The 18,159-nt window shown below is 63.9% G+C and carries 15 protein-coding genes; 7 read left to right on the plus strand and 8 right to left on the minus strand.

Annotated features, from left to right (window positions below; all coding sequences use genetic code 11):
• Positions 1 to 12: 12 nt before the first annotated feature.
• Genes JMY29_RS02780 through JMY29_RS02790 form a run of 3 tightly spaced genes read left to right on the plus strand, consistent with a single transcriptional unit; the run spans position 13 to position 3,151 of the window.
• Entirely contained in the window at positions 13 to 1,197 is a 1,185-nt protein-coding gene (locus JMY29_RS02780) for a GGDEF domain-containing protein (protein ID WP_189076876.1), read from the plus strand.
• A complete protein-coding gene (locus JMY29_RS02785) occupies positions 1,194 to 1,697 on the plus strand; it encodes a hypothetical protein (protein WP_018779995.1) in 504 nt (167 codons plus the stop codon). The genes JMY29_RS02780 and JMY29_RS02785 overlap by 4 nt, the downstream gene beginning before the upstream one ends.
• Positions 1,694 to 3,151, plus strand: coding sequence for a putative bifunctional diguanylate cyclase/phosphodiesterase (locus tag JMY29_RS02790; protein ID WP_189076875.1), 1,458 nt, complete (start codon positions 1,694 to 1,696; stop codon positions 3,149 to 3,151). Before JMY29_RS02785 ends, JMY29_RS02790 begins: the two co-directional genes overlap by 4 nt.
• A gap of 26 nt (positions 3,152 to 3,177) precedes the next feature.
• Here the strand turns inward: JMY29_RS02790 and purL are convergent, their stop codons facing one another.
• From purL to purS, 3 genes are read right to left on the minus strand one after another with little or no spacing between them, the layout of a single operon-like run.
• Positions 3,178 to 5,487: a phosphoribosylformylglycinamidine synthase subunit PurL gene (purL, locus tag JMY29_RS02795; protein ID WP_237567106.1), complete on the minus strand. Its 2,310-nt coding sequence runs from the start codon at positions 5,485 to 5,487 to the stop codon at positions 3,178 to 3,180.
• Positions 5,484 to 6,260, minus strand: coding sequence for a phosphoribosylformylglycinamidine synthase subunit PurQ (gene purQ, locus JMY29_RS02800; RefSeq protein WP_018779992.1), 777 nt, complete (start codon positions 6,258 to 6,260; stop codon positions 5,484 to 5,486). The genes purL and purQ overlap by 4 nt, the downstream gene beginning before the upstream one ends.
• 1 nt (position 6,261) lies before the next feature.
• Positions 6,262 to 6,513: a phosphoribosylformylglycinamidine synthase subunit PurS gene (gene purS, locus JMY29_RS02805; protein ID WP_011773385.1), complete on the minus strand. Its 252-nt coding sequence runs from the start codon at positions 6,511 to 6,513 to the stop codon at positions 6,262 to 6,264.
• Positions 6,514 to 6,838: 325 nt separating this feature from the next.
• Here purS and JMY29_RS02810 point away from each other — a divergent pair, with 325 nt between their 5' ends.
• Entirely contained in the window at positions 6,839 to 7,021 is a 183-nt protein-coding gene (locus JMY29_RS02810) for a hypothetical protein (RefSeq protein WP_018779991.1), read from the plus strand.
• A 125-nt stretch (positions 7,022 to 7,146) separates the two neighbouring features.
• The gene (locus JMY29_RS02815) at positions 7,147 to 7,437 is read left to right on the plus strand and encodes a DUF1540 domain-containing protein (protein WP_018779990.1); all 291 of its coding nucleotides are present in this window, start codon (positions 7,147 to 7,149) and stop codon (positions 7,435 to 7,437) included.
• A gap of 64 nt (positions 7,438 to 7,501) precedes the next feature.
• Here the strand turns inward: JMY29_RS02815 and JMY29_RS02820 are convergent, their stop codons facing one another.
• Positions 7,502 to 8,482, minus strand: coding sequence for a manganese catalase family protein (locus tag JMY29_RS02820; protein ID WP_189076874.1), 981 nt, complete (start codon positions 8,480 to 8,482; stop codon positions 7,502 to 7,504).
• Between the two features lie 127 nt (positions 8,483 to 8,609).
• Positions 8,610 to 9,557 carry an NAD(P)-dependent oxidoreductase gene (locus JMY29_RS02825; protein WP_189076873.1) on the minus strand — a complete coding sequence of 316 codons (948 nt, stop codon included), beginning with the start codon at positions 9,555 to 9,557 and terminating at the stop codon, positions 8,610 to 8,612.
• Positions 9,558 to 9,793: 236 nt separating this feature from the next.
• Here JMY29_RS02825 and JMY29_RS02830 point away from each other — a divergent pair, with 236 nt between their 5' ends.
• Both JMY29_RS02830 and JMY29_RS02835 read left to right on the plus strand, forming a co-directional pair.
• Complete coding sequence (locus JMY29_RS02830; protein ID WP_189076872.1) at positions 9,794 to 12,742, plus strand: exo-alpha-sialidase; 2,949 nt, start codon at positions 9,794 to 9,796, stop codon at positions 12,740 to 12,742.
• 259 nt (positions 12,743 to 13,001) lie between these two features.
• A complete protein-coding gene (locus tag JMY29_RS02835; protein WP_416430313.1) occupies positions 13,002 to 16,178 on the plus strand; it encodes a S8 family serine peptidase in 3,177 nt (1,058 codons plus the stop codon).
• Positions 16,179 to 16,244: 66 nt separating this feature from the next.
• Here the strand turns inward: JMY29_RS02835 and JMY29_RS02840 are convergent, their stop codons facing one another.
• The 3 genes from JMY29_RS02840 to JMY29_RS02850 are packed head-to-tail and all read right to left on the minus strand — an operon-like array spanning position 16,245 to position 18,158.
• On the minus strand, positions 16,245 to 16,658 hold the full coding sequence (locus JMY29_RS02840; protein WP_018779985.1) for a hypothetical protein: 414 nt from the start codon (positions 16,656 to 16,658) through the stop codon (positions 16,245 to 16,247).
• Between the two features lie 29 nt (positions 16,659 to 16,687).
• Complete coding sequence (locus JMY29_RS02845; protein WP_055977086.1) at positions 16,688 to 17,626, minus strand: hypothetical protein; 939 nt, start codon at positions 17,624 to 17,626, stop codon at positions 16,688 to 16,690.
• Positions 17,613 to 18,158 carry an SSI family serine proteinase inhibitor gene (locus JMY29_RS02850; protein ID WP_189076871.1) on the minus strand — a complete coding sequence of 182 codons (546 nt, stop codon included), beginning with the start codon at positions 18,156 to 18,158 and terminating at the stop codon, positions 17,613 to 17,615. The genes JMY29_RS02845 and JMY29_RS02850 overlap by 14 nt, the downstream gene beginning before the upstream one ends.
• Position 18,159 lies beyond the last annotated feature (1 nt).

Below are 18,159 nucleotides of genomic sequence, written 5' to 3' on the forward strand. Positions count from 1 at the left end.
CAGCTGAGGGGGTTGGACACGGTGCTCGATCCGTTCTCTGTAAGAGTCGCCCTGGGCGTCGTCACAGTAACCCTCTTGGTGTTGTTCTGTACCTCCTTCCACCGCACCCGTTCGCCGTATGCCGGTTGGTGGAGCCTGGCCTTGCTGCAATTCATGGCCGGTAACACAGCCTTCCTGCTCAACGGATCCCCGCATCAGCAATGGGCCAATCCGGTGGGAAACGTCCTGGTGGTGGCTGGAGCATTCAGCGTGTGGGCCGGAGCCCGCTCCTTGCTGGACCTCAAGACCGCACGCTGGCAACTTGCCGCAGGTCCTGTGGTCACTGCTGTTGCTTCTGTCCTCGAAAGCCCCGCCACCAATGTCTGGTCCGGGGGCTTCGTCTATCTGGCCATGATGGCCACCGGGATTGCCTTGGCCGCCCGGGATCTTTGGCTGATCAAAGCTTCCCATTCCCAGGTCCACAAGGCGTTGTCGCTGGCAGCAGGTCTCCTGGCCACGTACTACCTGGGCCGCTTTACGGTCTATGCACTGGAAGGGCCGGCAAGTGAGGCCTTCCGTATGTACTTCGGTCCCGGACCGTCGGGCCTGGTTTCGCTGGTGCTGCTGGTGACGGTGTCCTTCAGCATGACGGCCCTCACCAGCGACCAACTCATCAAGGGTTTGAAGGAGCGGGCGGCCCGCGACCACCTGACCGGCCTGCTCAACCGTGGAACGTTCCTCGAACTGGCCACCACCGAGCTCCACCGTTTGTACTCCACAGGATCCGGCGCTGCCGTGGTCCTGGCAGACCTGGATCACTTCAAGGCAGTCAACGACGAATACGGTCATGGCGCCGGGGATGAGGCCTTGAAGGCCTTCGCTGCGGCCTGCGCCGCGTCCGTGAGGTCCACGGACCTCATTGGACGCTACGGCGGGGAGGAGTTCATCCTTTTCCTGCCCGGGGCCACACAGGAGCGGGCTGAGAGCATCGCCGTCGAAATCAGCCGCCGGACCGCAGGCATGCGCACACCGGAAGGTATCCCGTTCCCCACCATCAGCTATGGAGTTACGTCCAGCATCTCTGCCGGAGCCGATCTGAACTTCATGATCGAGGTAGCTGACGCAGCGCTTTACAGTGCCAAGGCACAAGGAAGAAACCGGATTGTAGGAGCCGACCGCCTCGAGGCGGCCACTATTGCGGATGAGGCACGATCATGACGCTCAATGAACTGACCACCAGGATCCAGATCCAGCACAACCAGGAGTTGTCCGTCTTCAGGAAAGACATCACCAGTGCTCCCTACAAAGCCGGAACAGCCACATCCTTGAACGCGGACCGGCGCTCGGTGCGGATGGGTCCTGTCCAGTCCGTTGAGGACGGAAACGCCAACCTGACCATCGTGGCCGATGTTGAAGGCCTTGCCTGGTTCACTGCGGACAAGGGTCTCCTGGGAAGTTGCATCACAGTATCCATCGCCGGCCACCGGCGGAACACCGGCACGCGCGTCCATCTCCCGCTCGCTGAATGCGATGCCTGGATCGAGGCCATCCTGGGCGGGTCATGGATCACAAACGTCTACCGCATGGGCAACAAGGCAAAGCCCGACGGCCGGCTGGATATCGCTTCCTATCGCTTGTTCCTGGACGAGCACCGCAACCCGGTTCCCAAGCCCCAGGCCGTAGCCGATATGACGCTGCGCAGCCTGGACGAATCGTGACCAGTACCAAGCCTCGCCGGCTGGTGTCCACTGATGATGACGACCCCCGAATACAAAGCCTGGAACGGCAGGTCCGGGCACTCATGCAAGAACTCCATGAGGTCCGGAATGAACGACGCTATGAGGCCCTCACCGACCCCCTGACAGGCGTCGGCAACCGGCTGGCCCTGGCCGATGCCTTCAAGGAAGCCACGGCTGCCATGGCCAACAGCATCGCCCCGCCCGCGCTGCTCCTGTTGAACCTGGACGGATTCAAGACGTTGAAGAACTCTGCGGGCCATGCGGCAGCGGACCAGGTTCTGGTCACCGTTGCCATGCGCATCCGCTCGGCAGTCCGGGAGAACGACGTCGTCACCCGCCTGGGTGGCGACGAATTCGCTGTGTTGATGCCCGGCACCCCCAAGAACCGGGCTGCCGCCGTCGGGAACCGCATCCTGGCCGCGCTGGAACCCGGCATCGACCTCGGCAACAACAGTGTCCAGTGTGCTGCCAGCATGGGCCTGCGGATCGCCGAGCCGCACCACACCCTGGAGGACCTCCTCCAGGAAGCCGATTTCGCCCTGGAGGAATCCAAGAGCGAGGGCCGGAACAAGCTCAAGCTCTTCGATCCCGTGACCGTGCACTCCCGGCAACTCCAGCGGCAGATCGTGGGCGACCTGAGGGAGGGGATCCGCTCTGAGCAGCTGGTCCTCTATTACCAACCAATCGTTGACCTTGCCACGGGAACCATTGAGGGTTGCGAGGCCCTGGTCCGCTGGAACCATCCGATACACGGGCTCATCATGCCGGACCAGTTCATTCCCGTGGCAGAGGCCACCGGGTTGATTGCGGAACTGGGCAGGTGGGTCCTCCGCACAGCGATGCGCCAGCTGAGGCAATGGCGGGATAACCCGGCGACGTCGGATCCCGCCTTCTCCATGCGCATCAATGTCTCTGCCGCCGACCTTCAAAGCCTGGAATTCGTGGACGACGTCCGCGACGTTCTCCAAAAGGAAGGATTGTCCCCGGATTCGCTGGTCCTGGAACTTACCGAGAGCGCCATCATCCAGAACAACGAGCTGGACCGTTACACCCTGATGAGCTTGCACAGGCTGGGTGTAGGCCTGGAGATAGACGATTTCGGCGCCGGTTATTCCTCGATGGGCTACCTGCGCAAACTCCCCGTGGATCGGGTGAAGGTCGACCGGCAGTTCGTGAAGGACCTGGAGAAGGACCCTTCCCAGCTGGAGTTCCTGGCGGCAATCCAGCAAGTCATCCGCTCGTGCGGGCTGGAAGGGGTCTGGGAAGGCATTGAGACAGCGCGGGAAGCGGAGTTGCTGCGGAGTATCGGCTGTACGAGCGGACAGGGGTATTTCTTCGGCAGGCCGTTGCCCGAAGCAGACTTCCTTGCCCGGCTAAAGGAAACGCGAGGTCACTTATGGCCCATCCCGGAGGGATTTACGGGCCATAAGTGACCTCGCGTCACTTCAGGCGGAGAGGATCAGCCGAAGTACTTCGGCAGGGTTCCTTCGTGGGCTTCGCGCAGGGCGTCCACCGAGAGCTCATCCACGCCGTTGATCTCCAGCTTTCCACCGGCAGCGTCAACGACGCCGATCCGGAGGTGGGCGAAGCCACGGGCGGTGCACATGTCCTTGAAGCGGACTTCCTCGGAGCGCGGCACGGACACGATGGCCCGGGCCTGGGACTCGGAGAAGAGGGCCGTGAACAGGTCCACGCCGTCGCGCTCCATGAGTTCCTCAAGGGCGATGCGGGCGCCGACGCCGTAGCGCAGCGAGGACTCCACCAAAGCAGCCGCGAGGCCACCTTCGGAGAGGTCGTGTGCCGCGTCAACCATGCCGTCGCGTGAAGCGTTGATCAGGATTTCACCCAGTGCACGCTCAGCTGCGAGGTCAACCTTCGGCGGCAGGCCACCGAGGTGTCCGCGCAGGTTGGACCATTCGGAACCATCCAGCTCAGCTGCGGTGGTACCCAGCAGGTAGATGGCCTGGCCATCTTCACGCCAGCCCGACGGCGTACGGCGGGCGACGTCGTCAAGCTTGCCCAGGACCGCCACAACGGGGGAGGGGTGGATCGGCGTGGTGCCGGTCTGGTTGTACAGCGAGACGTTGCCGCCGGTTACGGGGATGCCAAGTTCCATGCAGGCGTCCGAGAGGCCACGGATGGCCTCGGCGAGCTGCCACATGACATCCGGGTCCTCGGGGGAACCGAAGTTCAGGCAGTCGCTGACGGCCATCGGAACGGCGCCGGAGGTAGCGACATTGCGGTAGGCCTCAGCCAGTGCGAGCTGTGCGCCTTGGTACGGCTCAAGGTAGGTGTAGCGGCCGTTGGCGTCGGTGGCCAGGGCAACGCCCAGGCCCGTTTCCTCGTCAACACGGACTACGCCGGCGTCATCCGGGAACGCCATGGCGGTGTTGCCGCCAACGTAGCGGTCGTACTGCTTGGTGATCCAGGACTTGCTGCACATGTTGGGCGAGGCCACCAGTTCGGTGACAGCCGCAGCCAGCTCGGTGGGAGCCGACGGGCGGCCGGCGTCCTCAACGGAACCGGTGAAGGAGTTTGCCTGGACGGAATCCTGCCACTCCGGACGGGCGAACGGACGGTCGTAGACCGGGCCGTCGTGCGCGACGGTGCGGGGATCGACGTCGACAATTACTTCGCCTTCCCAGGTGATGATGAGGCGGCCGGTGTCGGTGACTTCACCCAACCAGGAGTACTCCACGGCCCACTTGTCCATCACGGCTTCGAAGGCTTCGATGTTCTCCGGGGTAACGACGGCCATCATGCGTTCCTGCGACTCGGACATGAGGATCTCGCCCGGGGTCAGCGTGGGGTCCCGCAGCAGGACCGAGGTCAGCTCGACCTCCATGCCGCCGTCGCCGTTGGAGGCGAGCTCGGACGTGGCGCAGGAAATGCCTGCAGCGCCGAGGTCCTGGATACCTTCAACCAGGGAGCCCTTGAAGAGCTCAAGGCAGCACTCGATGAGGACCTTCTCAGCGAACGGGTCGCCTACCTGGACGGCCGGGCGCTTGGAGGGCTTGGTGTCATCGAAGGACTCCGAGGCCAGCACCGAGGCGCCGCCAATGCCGTCGCCGCCGGTGCGGGCACCGAAGAGGACAACCTTGTTGCCCTTGCCGGAGGCGTTGGCCAAGCGGATATCCTCGTGGCGCATTACGCCCACGGCCAGCGCGTTCACCAGCGGGTTGCCCTGGTAGACGGAGTCGAAGACCATTTCGCCACCGATGTTCGGCAGGCCAAGGCAGTTGCCGTAGCCGCCGATGCCGGCAACGGCACCATGCATGACGCGTGCGGTGTCCGGGTGGTCGATGGCGCCGAAGCGCAACGGGTCCATCACGGCTACCGGGCGGGCGCCCATGGAAATGATGTCGCGGACGATGCCGCCGATGCCGGTAGCGGCACCCTGGTACGGCTCAACGAACGACGGCGAGTTGTGGGACTCGATCTTGAACGTTACGGCCCAGCCGTCGCCCAGGTTGGTGACGCCGGCGTTCTCGCCGATGCCCACCAGCATGTCCTTCTTCATTTCCTCGGTGACCTTCTCGCCGAACTGGCGGAGGTGGTTCTTGGAGGACTTGTAGGAGCAGTGCTCGCTCCACATGACCGAGTACATGGCCAGCTCGGCACCGGTGGGGCGCCGGCCAAGGACCTTGACGATCTCGTCGAATTCGTTCTGCTTCAGGCCCAGCTCGGCCCACGGGAGTTCCGTGTCCGGGGTCTTGGCAGCGTGCTCAACGGTGTCGATGTTGAACTTCTTGGTGGTTTCCGTGGTCACTTGTCGCCTCCCACAATCTTGGTCAGTACGGAGGTGAAGAAGCCCAGGCCGTCGGTGTCGCGGGGTTCGCCGTTCAGCGACTCGGGGCCGAAGCCGGCCTCCACTGCGTGCTCTGGGTGGGGCATGAGGCCCACCACGTTGCCGGCTGCGTTGGAGATACCGGCGATGTCGCGGCGGGAGCCGTTCGGGTTGAAGCCCACGTAGCGGAACACCACGCGGCCCTCAGCCTCAAGGGCGTCCAGGGTCTTCTCGTCGGCGATGTACTGTCCGTCCTGGTTCTTCAACGGCACGATGATTTCCTGGCCATCGGTGTAGTCCACGGTCCAGGCTGTGTTGGCGTTTTCCACGCGCAGCGTCTGGTCGCGGCAGATGAACTTCAGGTGGTCGTTCTTGATCATGGAACCGGGCAGCAGGTGTGACTCGGTGAGGATCTGGAAGCCGTTGCAGATACCCAGGACCGGGAGCTTGGCGTCGGAGTTCGCAGCATCGATGATCTTGGACATCAGCGGTGCGAAACGCGAGATGGCGCCTGCACGGAGGTAGTCGCCGTAGGAGAATCCGCCGGGGATGATGACTGCGTCAACATCGCCGAGTTCGGAGTCGGCATGCCAGAGCGGCACCGCTGTGCCACCTGCGAGACGCACTGCACGGGCGGCGTCGCGGTCGTCAAGGGTGCCGGGGAAGGTGACGACGCCGATCTTGGCACCAGCGAGGCCACGAGCACCATAAGCGTCGGCGGCGATAGCCTCGCCGATCAGGGGGAGTGAAGTCATATCAGGCCTCGACGACCTCGACGTTGACGACATCCTCGATCACCGGGTTGGACAGGAGGGTCTCGGCAGCTTCGCGGGCCTGGGCCAGGATAGCGTCGGTCACCTCGCCGTCGACAGTCAGTTCAAAGCGCTTGCCCTGGCGGACTGCGCTGAAGCTGTTGAAGCCGAGGCGGGGCAGTGCACCCACGATGGCCTTCCCCTGGGGGTCCAGAATCTCGGGCTTGGGCATGACGTCAACGACGATCCGGGGCATCCGGTAACTCCTGTGCGTGAGTTGGGTGAACCTTAAATAAGGCTGCCGCGGAGATGCCGTCTCACGCCGTTCAGCCGCATTCAAACAGCGTTATGGACACAGGGTTAAACACGGTTGTGAACTGCATTGTTTGAACGGCATGGGGGCGCTCCGCGAGCTTGCACAACCATTCTACCGGGAGCGGCGCACATACCCTATTCAGCCCGATTCTGCGAGGACACCCCGCCGTCACGGCGGAAATCGTGCCAAGGGAACGTCCGACGGCGGCAGGTACGAGCGCCTGTCGGCGCTGGCCGCCGCGGCCCGGCGTCACTAGGATTGCCGCATGGCTGAAAAACCGAAATCGATGGTGCTGGGTGTTGTGGCCGCAGCCGTTTTTGCAGGTTTGGGCCGCATGGTCATCCAAAAGATCAGGGCTGACAAAGCTGCCCGCGACCACAGGGTGACAGCTCCCTTGGACGCGGAGACCCGGGCGAAAATCAGCGACGCCCTGCGCGGACCCCGGTAGGGAACCTGAATAGCGCACGTACAAATGCGCTATTCAAAGGGGTTAAACGGCGTGATTCCGGCGTACTTTGGAGATACACGCGGGGGTTCACCCCCCTGGTAAAACAAAGATAACCAGGAGGACCAATGACCGATCACATTGCAGAAGTATCCGCCTGTAGCGTTGGCAGCTGCGGATTCAACCACGATGGCTGCACCGCTTTTGGAATCACCATCGGCGGAACCCAGGACCACGCTTCCTGCGCAACTTTCATTGACACCAATGCCATGGGCGGCCTGCCCAAGGTCCTGGCCCACGTCGGCGCCTGCCAGCGGTCCGAGTGCGTCCACAACAACAACCTCATGTGCGAGGCCCACGACGTCAAGGTCGGACCCGGCCGCGAAGCCGCCGATTGCCTTACCTACGAGCACGCCTGATTGCTGACTAAGCGAAAAGTGGGCCCACCTCCTGCGAGGTTGGGCCCACTTTCTTGCTGTCAGGCTACTTCTTGGCCGTCTTGGATTTGGCCGGGGTTGCCGCGGCTTCCTTGGGGCTGTCGGCGTCCTTCATCTCCTGCTCGGCCGTTGCCTGGATCAAGGCCAGGAGTTCAGGATCGAGTCCGGGCGCAAACTCTTCCTTGCGTTCCGCCGACATGGTCATGGGGAAACCGTCCGGCATCTGCTCGGTGCTCAGTTCGGTGCCGTCGTTGGACGGTGACGCCCCACGGTAGAGCTTGCCTGCTTCGCTGAGGTTGTCAGCGCTGAAGGTGTACTGAACGCTCTGGAGTCCCAGGTCCAGGAGCTTCTTCACTTCCGGGAACTGCTCGGCGTTGGTCTTGGGGATCGGGAGGACCTTGCCCCAGTTCACGCCCAGGCTTTCCAGGGCCTTTGCGTAAGCATTCTCGTGGGCCTGGTCGCGGACAATCAGGTAGGCGATGGTGGAGCGTGCCGTCTTGTTTTCCGTCATCTCGTAGATGCGGCATTTCTGGAGCCGCCCCGTGGATTCGAGCATCAGGTTGTAGAGCAGGTCCAGGACGAGGTTCCCGCTGTTGTAGACGTAGGAACCGCTCCAAGGGTTGCCTGCCGCATCCACGGGCAACGCACCCTGGGCGCCCACCACGTAGTGGTGGATATTGCTGGTGTCCAGGGCGATCTTCAGGGGAGTGGCACCGCCGGCGCCTGGCTCGTCCACCGGATCCGACTTCTTGCCCTGGTAGCGGGGTGACCCATCAAGGAGTTGGGAAATGGTGGTTCCGATGAGTTCCACGTGGCTGATCTCTTCGGTACCGATGCCCTGGAGGAGGTCCTTGTAGGGCTTGGAGGCTGGATCGCCGCGGAAGTTCATGCTTTGGAAGAGGTACTGCATCATGGTCCGCATTTCGCCGAACTGTCCGCCCAGGCCTTCCTGGAGGGCGTTGGCTGCAGCGGGATCAGGCTCGTCGGCAGCAATTTCATTGATGAGAAGTTGGGTGTGCAGGTACATGCGTTTCCTCACGTTGCCTCATGCTATGCGTGGGATGGGAACCCTCTGCTGGCCACCCCGGACCCACCTAACATAAGCATGCTTACTATTTCCGCGCAAGGAATTTCGCAAGTAAGTGGAGATTCGTTCAGCCCGCCACTTGATTGGTGAGCGGCTTGCCTTCCTTGAGGGCGGAAATGTTGGCCAGGACCAGCTTCGCCGAACCCTTGGGGCGGTTGCCCGCGACGTGGGGCGTGAGGATCAGGTTGGGAGCCGACCACAATTCCGAATAGGCCGGCAGTGGTTCCACCTTGGTCACATCCAGTGCTGCTGCACGCAGGCGGCCCCCCTTCAGCGCTGCCAGCAGCGCGTCCTCATCCACCGTCGCGCCGCGGCCCACGTTGACGAACACGGCGGTCGCCGGCAGATGACGCAGGACCTCGTCATTGAGGGCGTCGGCGGTTTCCGGGGTCGCGGGCAATATTGAAATCAGCACGTCCGTGGTGCCCAGGACCTCCGGGAACCCATCCGCGGCCACCACCGGGAAGCCATAGCGCTCGCCGGCGGAACTTGCGACGCCGGTGACCTCCGCGCCCAGCGCGGCCAGCAGGGGAGCCAGCCGCCCGGCGATGGAACCGAACCCCCAAATGGTGACCTTGGCGCCGTCGAGCGTGTAGAGCTGTTCGGTGCCGGGGTTGGACTGCTCGGCGTTGTACGGCTGGTTCCAGGTAGCGGCTTTTTGCGATTCCAGGAGGACATCCAGGCGCCGCACGGCAGCCAGGACCAGCGCCAGCGCGTGTTCAGCGACCGGGCCGTCGTGGAGTGAGCGTCCGGACGTGATGGCTGTGGTGTCCCCGAATTCAGCGGCGAGTACGGAGTCGGGTCCGGCTGCGAGTGTCTGGACCAGCTTGAGCGAGGTCATTTCCTTGGCGGCATCGGCGAGGTTCTCCGAGGTGTTCCGCCATGCCACCAGAACCTCTGCGTCGCGGTGCTCGCCGGGGATGGGCTTGTCCACTGCGTAGACCACGATCTCGTCCCCGGAGGTTGCGGGATCGGAAAGGTCCAGTTCGATGGTGTCCGGGACGAGGATTTTCACGGCAACTCCAAGGTTTACGGGCGTCGGGCAGTTTGCACTCGAGGCTACCGCTTTATCCCGCCGCGCATCTGCTCCTGCTCCATCTCTGGCAATGTGACGGCCAGCACTCTATGGTTGTAGGACGTTCGACGTAGCACGTAACACGAACGCCCATCACGAGGTAGCACTACACGCCAATCCCTGAACCAACCACGCGTGAAGTGCCAACCCGGAGCCGATTCGAAAGGACACTGGATTTGAAATCCATACCCCCTGCACCATCGCTCGCCCGCGTCGCGGCTGCCGGCACCCTGAGCCTGGGCCTGCTGGCCGGGCTCGGCCTTCCGGCCACCGCCGCCCCCATCCCGCCCAGCAACCCCTCTGCATCCCCCGGCACCTTCACCGAGGCCAACATCGCCGCTGACCGCACGGCTGCCAACTTCTTCTACCGGATCCCCGCCCTGACCTACCTGGGCAACAATGTGGTGTTGGCAGCCTGGGACGGACGTCCCGGCTCAGCGGCCGACGCGCCCAACCCCAACTCGATAGTCCAGCGCCGCAGCACTGATGGCGGCCAGACCTGGGGGCCGGTGCAGGTCATCGCTGCGGGTCACGTGGCTGACGCCAGCGGACCCAAATACGGTTACAGCGACCCCTCCTACATCTACGACGCGGAAGCAGGCAAGGTCTTCGCTTTCTTCGTCTACTCAAAAGACCAAGGCTTCGGCGGCAGCCAGTTCGGCAACGACGACGCCGACAGGGCAGTGATCTCCTCGGCAGTCATCGAGTCCTCCGACGGCGGAATCACCTGGAGCCAGCCCCGGCTCATCACCAACGTGACCAAGCCCGGGACCAGCAAGACCAGCCCGGCGGCCGGGGACGTCCGCTCGAACTTTGCCTCCTCCGGCGAAGGCATCCAGCTCAAGTACGGCCAGTACAAGGGCCGGCTCATCCAGCAGTACGCCGGCGATGTGCGCCAGGCCGACGGCACCAACAAGATCCAGGCCTACAGCGTCTATTCGGACGATCACGGCGCCACCTGGCACAAGGGTGCCAACGTCGGTGACCGGATGGACGAAAACAAGACCGTTGAACTCTCCGACGGCCGTGTCCTCCTGAACTCCCGGGACAACGCCAACCAGGGCTACCGCAAGGTGGCCGTTTCCACTGACGGTGGCGCCACTTATGGTCCGGTCACGCAGGACACGGAGCTTCCGGATCCCGCCAACAACGGAGCCATCGCGCGCATGTTCCCGAACGCCGCGCAGGGCTCGGCCGATGCCAGGAAGCTCATCTTCACCAACGCCAACTCCAAGACCGGCCGCGAAAATGTCTCCGCCCGTGTCTCCTGCGACGACGGCGCTACGTGGCCGGGCGTCCGCACCATCCGCTCCGGTTTCTCCGCGTACTCCACTGTGACCCGGCTGGAGGATGGCAAGTTCGGCGTGCTCTACGAGGGCAACTACACGGACAACATGCCGTTCGCCAAGTTCGACGACGCCTGGCTGAACTACGTTTGCGCACCGTTGTCCGTGCCGGCCGTCACCACCGCGCCCGGAGCTACCCAGCAAGTGCCGGTAACCGTGACAAACCAGGAAGCCACCACGCTCACTGGCGCCAACGCAACTGTCTACACCCCCACCGGATGGTCAGCCAGCACGGTGCCGGTTCCGGACGTCGCCCCCGGCGCTTCAGTGAGCGTCAACGTGGCCCTCACCGCACCGGCAAACGCCAGCGGGCCGCAGAACCTCAACGCGGCCTTCACGACGGCGGATGGCCGGGTTTCGCAGTTCACCTTCACCGCCACCGTGCCGGTGGCGCCTCAGGTTGGCCTCACCATCACCGGTTCTGCACCCGCACGCGATGTCGTGGCCAGCCCCTACCAGGTGGGCGAAGTCCTCAGCTACTCGTTCAATGTCAAGAGCACGGCCAACGTCACGGCCAACTCCGTACCGGTCTCGGGAACCTTCGACTCCGGCTTCCTGCCGCCCTCGGCTCCCAACTGCCGGTTCAACAACCTGGCCGCAGGTGCCGCGTACAACTGCACCACTGCCAAGCATGTGATCACGGCTACGGACGTCCAGCGTGGCTACTTCGTGCCCGACGCGAGCTTCAGCGTCACAGCCAGCGCGACGCCGTCGCTCAGCAAAACGGTGCAGTTCACTGGTGCTGCGGTCGCGTTGCGCGACGGTCTGCTGACGGCCGACATCAGCGGGGCGCGTGCCGACGTCGGACGTGACCTCGCAACCCGGCCCTACGCCGCAGGTGAGCTGGTCCCGTACACGTTCACGGTGAAGAACACGAGCCCTTTGGTGGAGAAAACAGTCCCCACCGCCGGCAACTTCAGCCCGTTCCTTCCCGAGGGTCCGGGGAACTGCCGTTACAGCGTGTTGCCGGCGGGGCAGAGTTACGAGTGCACCACCCCGCGGCACACGGTGACTGCCGCCGAAGCCGAGCAGGGCTTCTTCGTCCCGGACACCACTTGGGAGGTCAGCGCTGCCGGCCAAAGCACCAAGACCATTACGGTGAACGGCGGCGAGGTGGACCTCAAAGTGCGCGAACCGAAGCTTGCGGCAACGGTTTCCGCTGAATGGCGGGACGCTGACGGAGATCGTTTCGCCAGCCCCGGTGATCCCGTGACCTACACGTACACGGTGGGCAACGCGGGCAACGTTGCGGTAACCGGGTTGGAGGCCCCCGACGCCGGTATTTCCGCAGTCGCGCTTGCTGAGGGCGCCACGGTGACGTCCACCCGGGAGCATGTCCTGACAGCTGCGGACGTGGCCGCCGGAAGCCTTGCGGCAGTGGGTTTCGAGGCGACGGCCCGCAACGGTGCAACGGAAGTGGCTGCGGCTGCGGCAGCGGATCCGCTGGTACTGACTGTCCAGCCGGCCAAGCCGGGCAACGTGCCTGCGCTGACAGTCCAGGACTTCGACGGCCGGACGCCGCCCTTTGACCTGGGCACGACGGACAAGTACCGGACCGGACAGAAGGTAGAGCTCAAGGGTCTTGAATACGGTCAGTGGTACTACGTCTATCTCAACAAGACGATGTACCGTCTCGGCTGGATCTTCCCCACCACCGACAACACCGTGGAGTTCATCCTGCCTTCGGATGTCAAGAACGGCCGCGACGACGTCGTGGTCCTGGACAAGGATGGCGTGCAGGTTTCGTTTGACCGGCTCCAGGTGACACCCAAGGGCTAGTCGTTTACGGCTGGCTGCACACGACGGACCGCAGGGTTGTTCCCTGCGGTCCGTTGCTGCTTTCCATGACGAATCGCGGCCATTGTGACAAGACAAATTCGCTGAAATGTGCTGTATGTCATATTCGGCTCTCAGTAGATACTCTATGACTCGGCTGGTTGTGCGGCTTTGACAAGAACTGTCAAAGGTTCAACCATCTGAAAGTTGACAGGCCTTGGCGATGGAGCCCGGGCCTCCTCAGTGAAAGGTGCAACCACTCGTGAAATCACAAGGAAAGAGCTTCGTCAGAAGCGGGGGACTCCGGAAGGCCGCAGTGCTTGCCGTCGGCCTGCCGTTGCTGCTCTCGTCCATGGCGATGCCGGCCCAGGCCGCCCCTGCCCCGGAGGCGCCCGGAAATGTTGCAGGCGTGGCCAAGAAGAACCTTGACCCCGGTTCCTACAAGGACGGCCGCTACATGGTGGTCCTTGCCGAAAAGCCTGCGGCAACCTACGACGGCGGCACGGCAGGGCTCGCGCCGACCAAACCGGAGGAAGGCAAAAAGCTCGACGCCGACAGTGCCGAGGTGAAGGAATACCAGCAGCACCTGCAGCAGAAGCAGCAGGAAGTTGCCCGGCAGGAAAACGTCACCATCAAGCGCGAGTTCACCACCGCCGTCAACGGCTTCAGCGCCAACCTGACCGCGGACCAGGCCATCAACCTTGCCAAGGATCCCAAAGTCCTGATGGTCGCACCGGACACGCAATACGCTCCGGACTACTCCACCACCGACTTCCTGAAGCTCAGCGGCCCAAACGGCACCTGGGCCACCCAGTATGGCGGGCAGGAGAATGCCGGCAAGGGCACGGTCGTGGGCGTCATCGACACCGGCTACACCCCTTCAAACCCGTTCTTCGCCGGTGAGCCCGTGGGTCCGCTGGTCGGCAACCCCCAGGTGGGCGTTCCCTACCGCACTGCGGACGGCAAGATCGCCATGCTCAAGGCCGACGGCGACACTTTCGTCGGCGAATGCCAGCCGGGCACCGGGACGGGCGCCGACTACGACGGCAGCGCCTGCAACTCCAAGGTCCTCAGCACCCACTACTTCGCAGACGCCTTCCTGGAAACAGTTCCCCCGGAAAACCGGGCTCCCGAAGAAGTCATTTCAGCGGTGGACGTGGACAGCCACGGCACCCACACCGCCAGCACGGCCGCAGGCAACGGCAACGTTGACGCCGTCGTGGATGGCAGGAGCTTCGGAACCACCAGCGGCATTGCACCGGCCGCCAAGCTCTCCATCTACAAAGTCTGCTGGGAAGACACCGATCCCGCCACCGGTGGCTGCTACGGGTCCGCTTCCGTGGATGCGATCGAGCAGGCCATCCTGGACGGCGTGGACGTACTGAACTACTCCATCTCCGGTTCCACCACTTCCACCACGGATCCGGTGTCGCTGGCATTCCTGTCCGCAGCGTCAGCCGGCATCTTCGTCGCCACCTCGGCCGGCAACTCCGGACCAACCGCCAGCACTGTCAATCACGGAGCTCCCTGGCTGACCACCGTTGCTGCGACATCCTTCTCCCAGGAACTCCAGGGCACAGTTGAATTCTCCGACGGCAGCAAGTTCCGCGGAGCGAGCATCATGAACCGCGAGGTGAGCGGGGCCGGCGTCGTGCTGTCCACCAACGCCGCAAGCGGCCAAGGTAACGCAGCGCTGTGTGCTCCCGGGTCCCTGGACCCGGCAAAGGTTGCCGGCAAGGTTGTTGTTTGTGACCGTGGCGTGGTTGACCGCACCGCCAAGAGCGCTGAAGTCCTGCGCGGCGGCGGCGTTGGCATGATCCTCGTCAACCTGACGGACTCGTCGCTGGATACTGACAAGCACGTCATTCCTACCGTGCACGTGAACCCGCCCGCCACGCAGACCATCAAGGACAAGGTCACGGCGAACCCGGCCATCACTGTGTCCCTGTTGAACCGCGACACCACGGGACTGCCGGCCGAAGCACAGCCGCAGATCGCCGGGTTCTCCTCGCGCGGGCCGCTGCTTGCCACTGACTCGGACCTGCTGAAGCCGGATGTTTCGGCACCCGGTGTCGCCATCCTCGCGGGTGTATCCCCGATCGGAACCGGCGGCGACAACTTCGGCTTCCTGTCCGGAACGTCCATGGCTTCACCGCACGTGGCCGGTTTCGGCGCATTGATCCTCGGCAAGAACCCGCAGTGGTCCCCGGCTACGGTGAAGTCCGCCATGATGACCACCGCTGGTCCGGTTAAGCTGGCCAACGGCGCCGTCAACAAGGACGTCTTCGCCACCGGCGCCGGACAGGTTGACCCGGCAAAGGTCCTCAACCCTGGCCTGGTCTACGACGCCACCACCGAGGACTACCTGAAGTTCATCCAGGGCACCGGGATGGACCTGGGCATGGAAGGGCTCGGCACCACGGCCGCGCGCGACATGAACGTTCCCTCCTTCGCGCTGGGCAACCTGGCCGGCAAGATCGAAGTCACGCGTACGCTGACTGCGCTGACGCCGGGCACCTACCGGGCCACGGCCAACGTTCCGGGCGTCAACGTCAAGGTGACACCGTCCGTGCTGACCTTCGGTGCGCCCGGTGAAAAGAAGACCTTCAAGGTCCAGTTTGAGAACAAGAACGCCGAACTGGGCAAGTTCGCCATGGGTTCGCTCAACTGGCAGGGTGCCAACAAGACCGTCACCTCGCCGATCGCCGTCCGTCCGCAGTCCGTCATCGCGGACAAGGCCCTGGCCTTCACCGGCACGGGCCCCAACGGCTCGGGCACCATCAACATCACCTCCGGCACCAACCTGCCGGTGGGCGTGACCATTGATGGCCTGTCCAAGGCGGATTCTTCGGCTATCGAGCTGGTTCCCGGCCCGTTTGCCGGCCAAACCAACGCATCGAACTTCGTGAAGAAGGTGACCGTTGGTGAGGGCAGTGCCCTGGCCAAGTTCTCGGTGATCTCCTCCAATGAGGCCGCCGACTTCGACATGCTGGTCCTGACTCCGTCCGGTCAGCAATTGCCGGCCGCAACGGCATCGGCCAGCGAAACCCTGTCCGTTCCCAACCCGGCCCCGGGCGACTACTTTGTCTACGCCAACCTCTACGCCAGCCCCAACAACCAGCCCACCAAGGCAACCGTTGATGCTGCAGTGCTGGGGGCCAACCAGGGCAACGCCACCGTGACGCCGAATCCGATCCGACTCGCCAACGGCAAGACGGGCCAGATTTCGCTGAACTGGAAGAACCTGGAACCGGGTTCCTACATTGGCCGCCTGACCTTCGCAGGAACCAGCGAGCCGAGCTTCGTCACGGTCCTGGTCAACCCCGGCGGAGCTGTTGTGGTTCCGGATGAGGAAGACCCCAAGAAGGACAAGAAGGACAAGAAGCCGCGGGGCAAGATCCGCGGCGATGAGCCGACACAGAGCAACAACGCCGGCTAAAACTCTGCGGGACACGCAAATGGGCTGAGGACACCCGAATCCGGGCGTCCCCAGCCCATTTGCGTGTCATGAGCCGGAAGTTGCGCCTCCGGTATTGCCCAGCAACGCCGCCATGGTCTTCCACCGGGCGATCTCGCAACCATCAGTCCTGCTGAAATGGCTATGGACTTTACGCCCACGGAACCATCCCCGGACTTCGGCTACCTGCGGGCCCCCGTACTGTTGCGTGCAGATCCGGTCCGGCCGCGGCTGCGGGAAGAAGATCTCCTCCCCGAACTGCTCGACGGCGGCAAGCGCCGCCGTCGCATCCGGCAGGTTTGAGTCGACCGAGTCCGGGTCGGGGGAGAGGACACCCCCTGCCGACCGGAGGTGGAACACCCGGCTGTCAGCGCCCGGTGACTCTGTCAGCGTGACAGTGAGGTCGACGTCGTTTTCGCTTGCGTTTGCGTCGGTGGTGTCGCTGTTGCTTGGGGAAACCATGGTGACCTTTCGCTGGTGGCGTCGGGTGCTCAGGCGGCCGCGCCGCTCAGCTCGTCCAAGAGCGGGCTTACTGCCTGAAGCACGCGGGCCCGCAGCTCCTGGGATTCGGCTGCGAAAGCCCGCTGGTACTCAACGTACTCGGCCTTGCCCTGCGGTGTCTCAATCCTGATGGGCGGGTAGCCCCATTCTTCGAGATCGTACGGAGAAGCCTGCATGTCCATGGCCCGGATCCGCCACGACAACTCAAAGCAGTCCATCACCAGCCCGCTTGGCAACGCGGGCGTCAGTTTGTAGGCCCACTTGTACAGGTCCATGTTGGCGTGCAGGCAGCCCGGTTGCTCCATGGTCCGCTGGTTTTCGCGGGTTGGCGTGAGCTCATTAAGGGGCAAGGCGTCGGGGGTGTAGAAGCGGAAGGCATCGAAGTGGGAGCAGCGGATCCGGTTCTCTTCCACCACGGTGTCAGTACCCTCGCCGCCTAGCCTGAGCTTGAGGTATTCGTGGCGCAGCTCGAACTTTTCCTGCCGGTACACCATGGCCCACTCGTGCAGGCCGAAGCAGCCGAACTGGGCCGGACGTTTCGCGGTCCCGGAGAGGATGATGCCCGCGAAGCGGACGGCCTCGGCGCGGTCGGCCAGGAAGCCGGCCCGGTCGAAGGTGACCGCCGGTGTACCGGAGGGCAACCCCAGTGAGGCGAGTTCGCCGTCGTCGGGTGTCCTGTAGAACTTCCACGCGCTGCGCTCCAATGCCCGCTCACCGCTGAGGACTACGGCATCCCCGGGGTGCCAGCGAAGCAACTGGCCCGGCTTCTGGGTGTAGTAGGTGAAGAGGAAGTCCTCCACGGGGTGCTTCTTCCCGGCCGAACGCCGGGCCAAGTACGGGTCCGCATAGCGTGCGACCCGAGTGTGATGGGCAGCCTCCAGCCCAAGCCATTCCTCTTGGGGGAGGTGTCGCAGCCTAGAAACCGCCATCTGATCCGAGGACGCTCTTGGCGACGTCCCACATACCGATCTGGCAGCCGTCGGTGCGGTTGAAGGCCGCGACTACTTCCTTGCCGTCCACCGCGCCGGTCACCTTGGCGGTTGCGGGGCCGCCGTACTGCATGGTGCAGGCCCGGTCGGCCCGGGGCGGAGCCGGGCTGAGCATGGAGGGGTTGTTCTTGATCGCGGCGCATGCTTCGGCGGCCGACGGGTGGTTGCTCTCCGCAGCGGGAGTTCCGCCCGTGCAGACAAGGGTGAAGGTCTTGGGCGCGGCCTCGGGGGTTTCCAGGAGTGTGATGCTCAGTTCAGCGTCGCCGCGTCCGGCCGTTGCCGATTGGCTGCCGCCCGCCGTCGGGGTGCTGCTGGTGGAGGGGCTGCCGGGTGCTGTACTGCTGCTTGAAGGGCCCGACGTCGGCGCCGGGGTTGGGCTGCCTGAGGAACCTGGTGAGGGGGCACCGGAGCATGCGGCGAGGCTTGCAACAGCAAGTACTGCCAGTAACGGGCGGACACTTCGCATGCTCATG

This window comes from Paenarthrobacter nicotinovorans (assembly GCF_021919345.1).
Taxonomy (GTDB): domain Bacteria; phylum Actinomycetota; class Actinomycetes; order Actinomycetales; family Micrococcaceae; genus Arthrobacter; species Arthrobacter nicotinovorans.

Bases quoted from the DNA above. Each gene is read 5' to 3' on its own strand.
- JMY29_RS02785 (WP_018779995.1), top strand. From the start codon at position 1,194: ATGACGCTCAATGAACTGACCACCAGGATCCAGATCCAGCACAACCAG.
- purQ (WP_018779992.1), bottom strand. From the start codon at position 6,260: ATGACTTCACTCCCCCTGATCGGCGAGGCTATCGCCGCCGACGCTTAT.
- purS (WP_011773385.1), bottom strand. From the start codon at position 6,513: ATGCCCCGGATCGTCGTTGACGTCATGCCCAAGCCCGAGATTCTGGAC.
- JMY29_RS02810 (WP_018779991.1), top strand. From the start codon at position 6,839: ATGGCTGAAAAACCGAAATCGATGGTGCTGGGTGTTGTGGCCGCAGCC.
- JMY29_RS02815 (WP_018779990.1), top strand. From the start codon at position 7,147: ATGACCGATCACATTGCAGAAGTATCCGCCTGTAGCGTTGGCAGCTGC.
- JMY29_RS02820 (WP_189076874.1), bottom strand. From the start codon at position 8,482: ATGTACCTGCACACCCAACTTCTCATCAATGAAATTGCTGCCGACGAG.
- JMY29_RS02840 (WP_018779985.1), bottom strand. From the start codon at position 16,658: ATGGTTTCCCCAAGCAACAGCGACACCACCGACGCAAACGCAAGCGAA.
- JMY29_RS02845 (WP_055977086.1), bottom strand. From the start codon at position 17,626: ATGGCGGTTTCTAGGCTGCGACACCTCCCCCAAGAGGAATGGCTTGGG.
- JMY29_RS02850 (WP_189076871.1), bottom strand. From the start codon at position 18,158: ATGAGCATGCGAAGTGTCCGCCCGTTACTGGCAGTACTTGCTGTTGCA.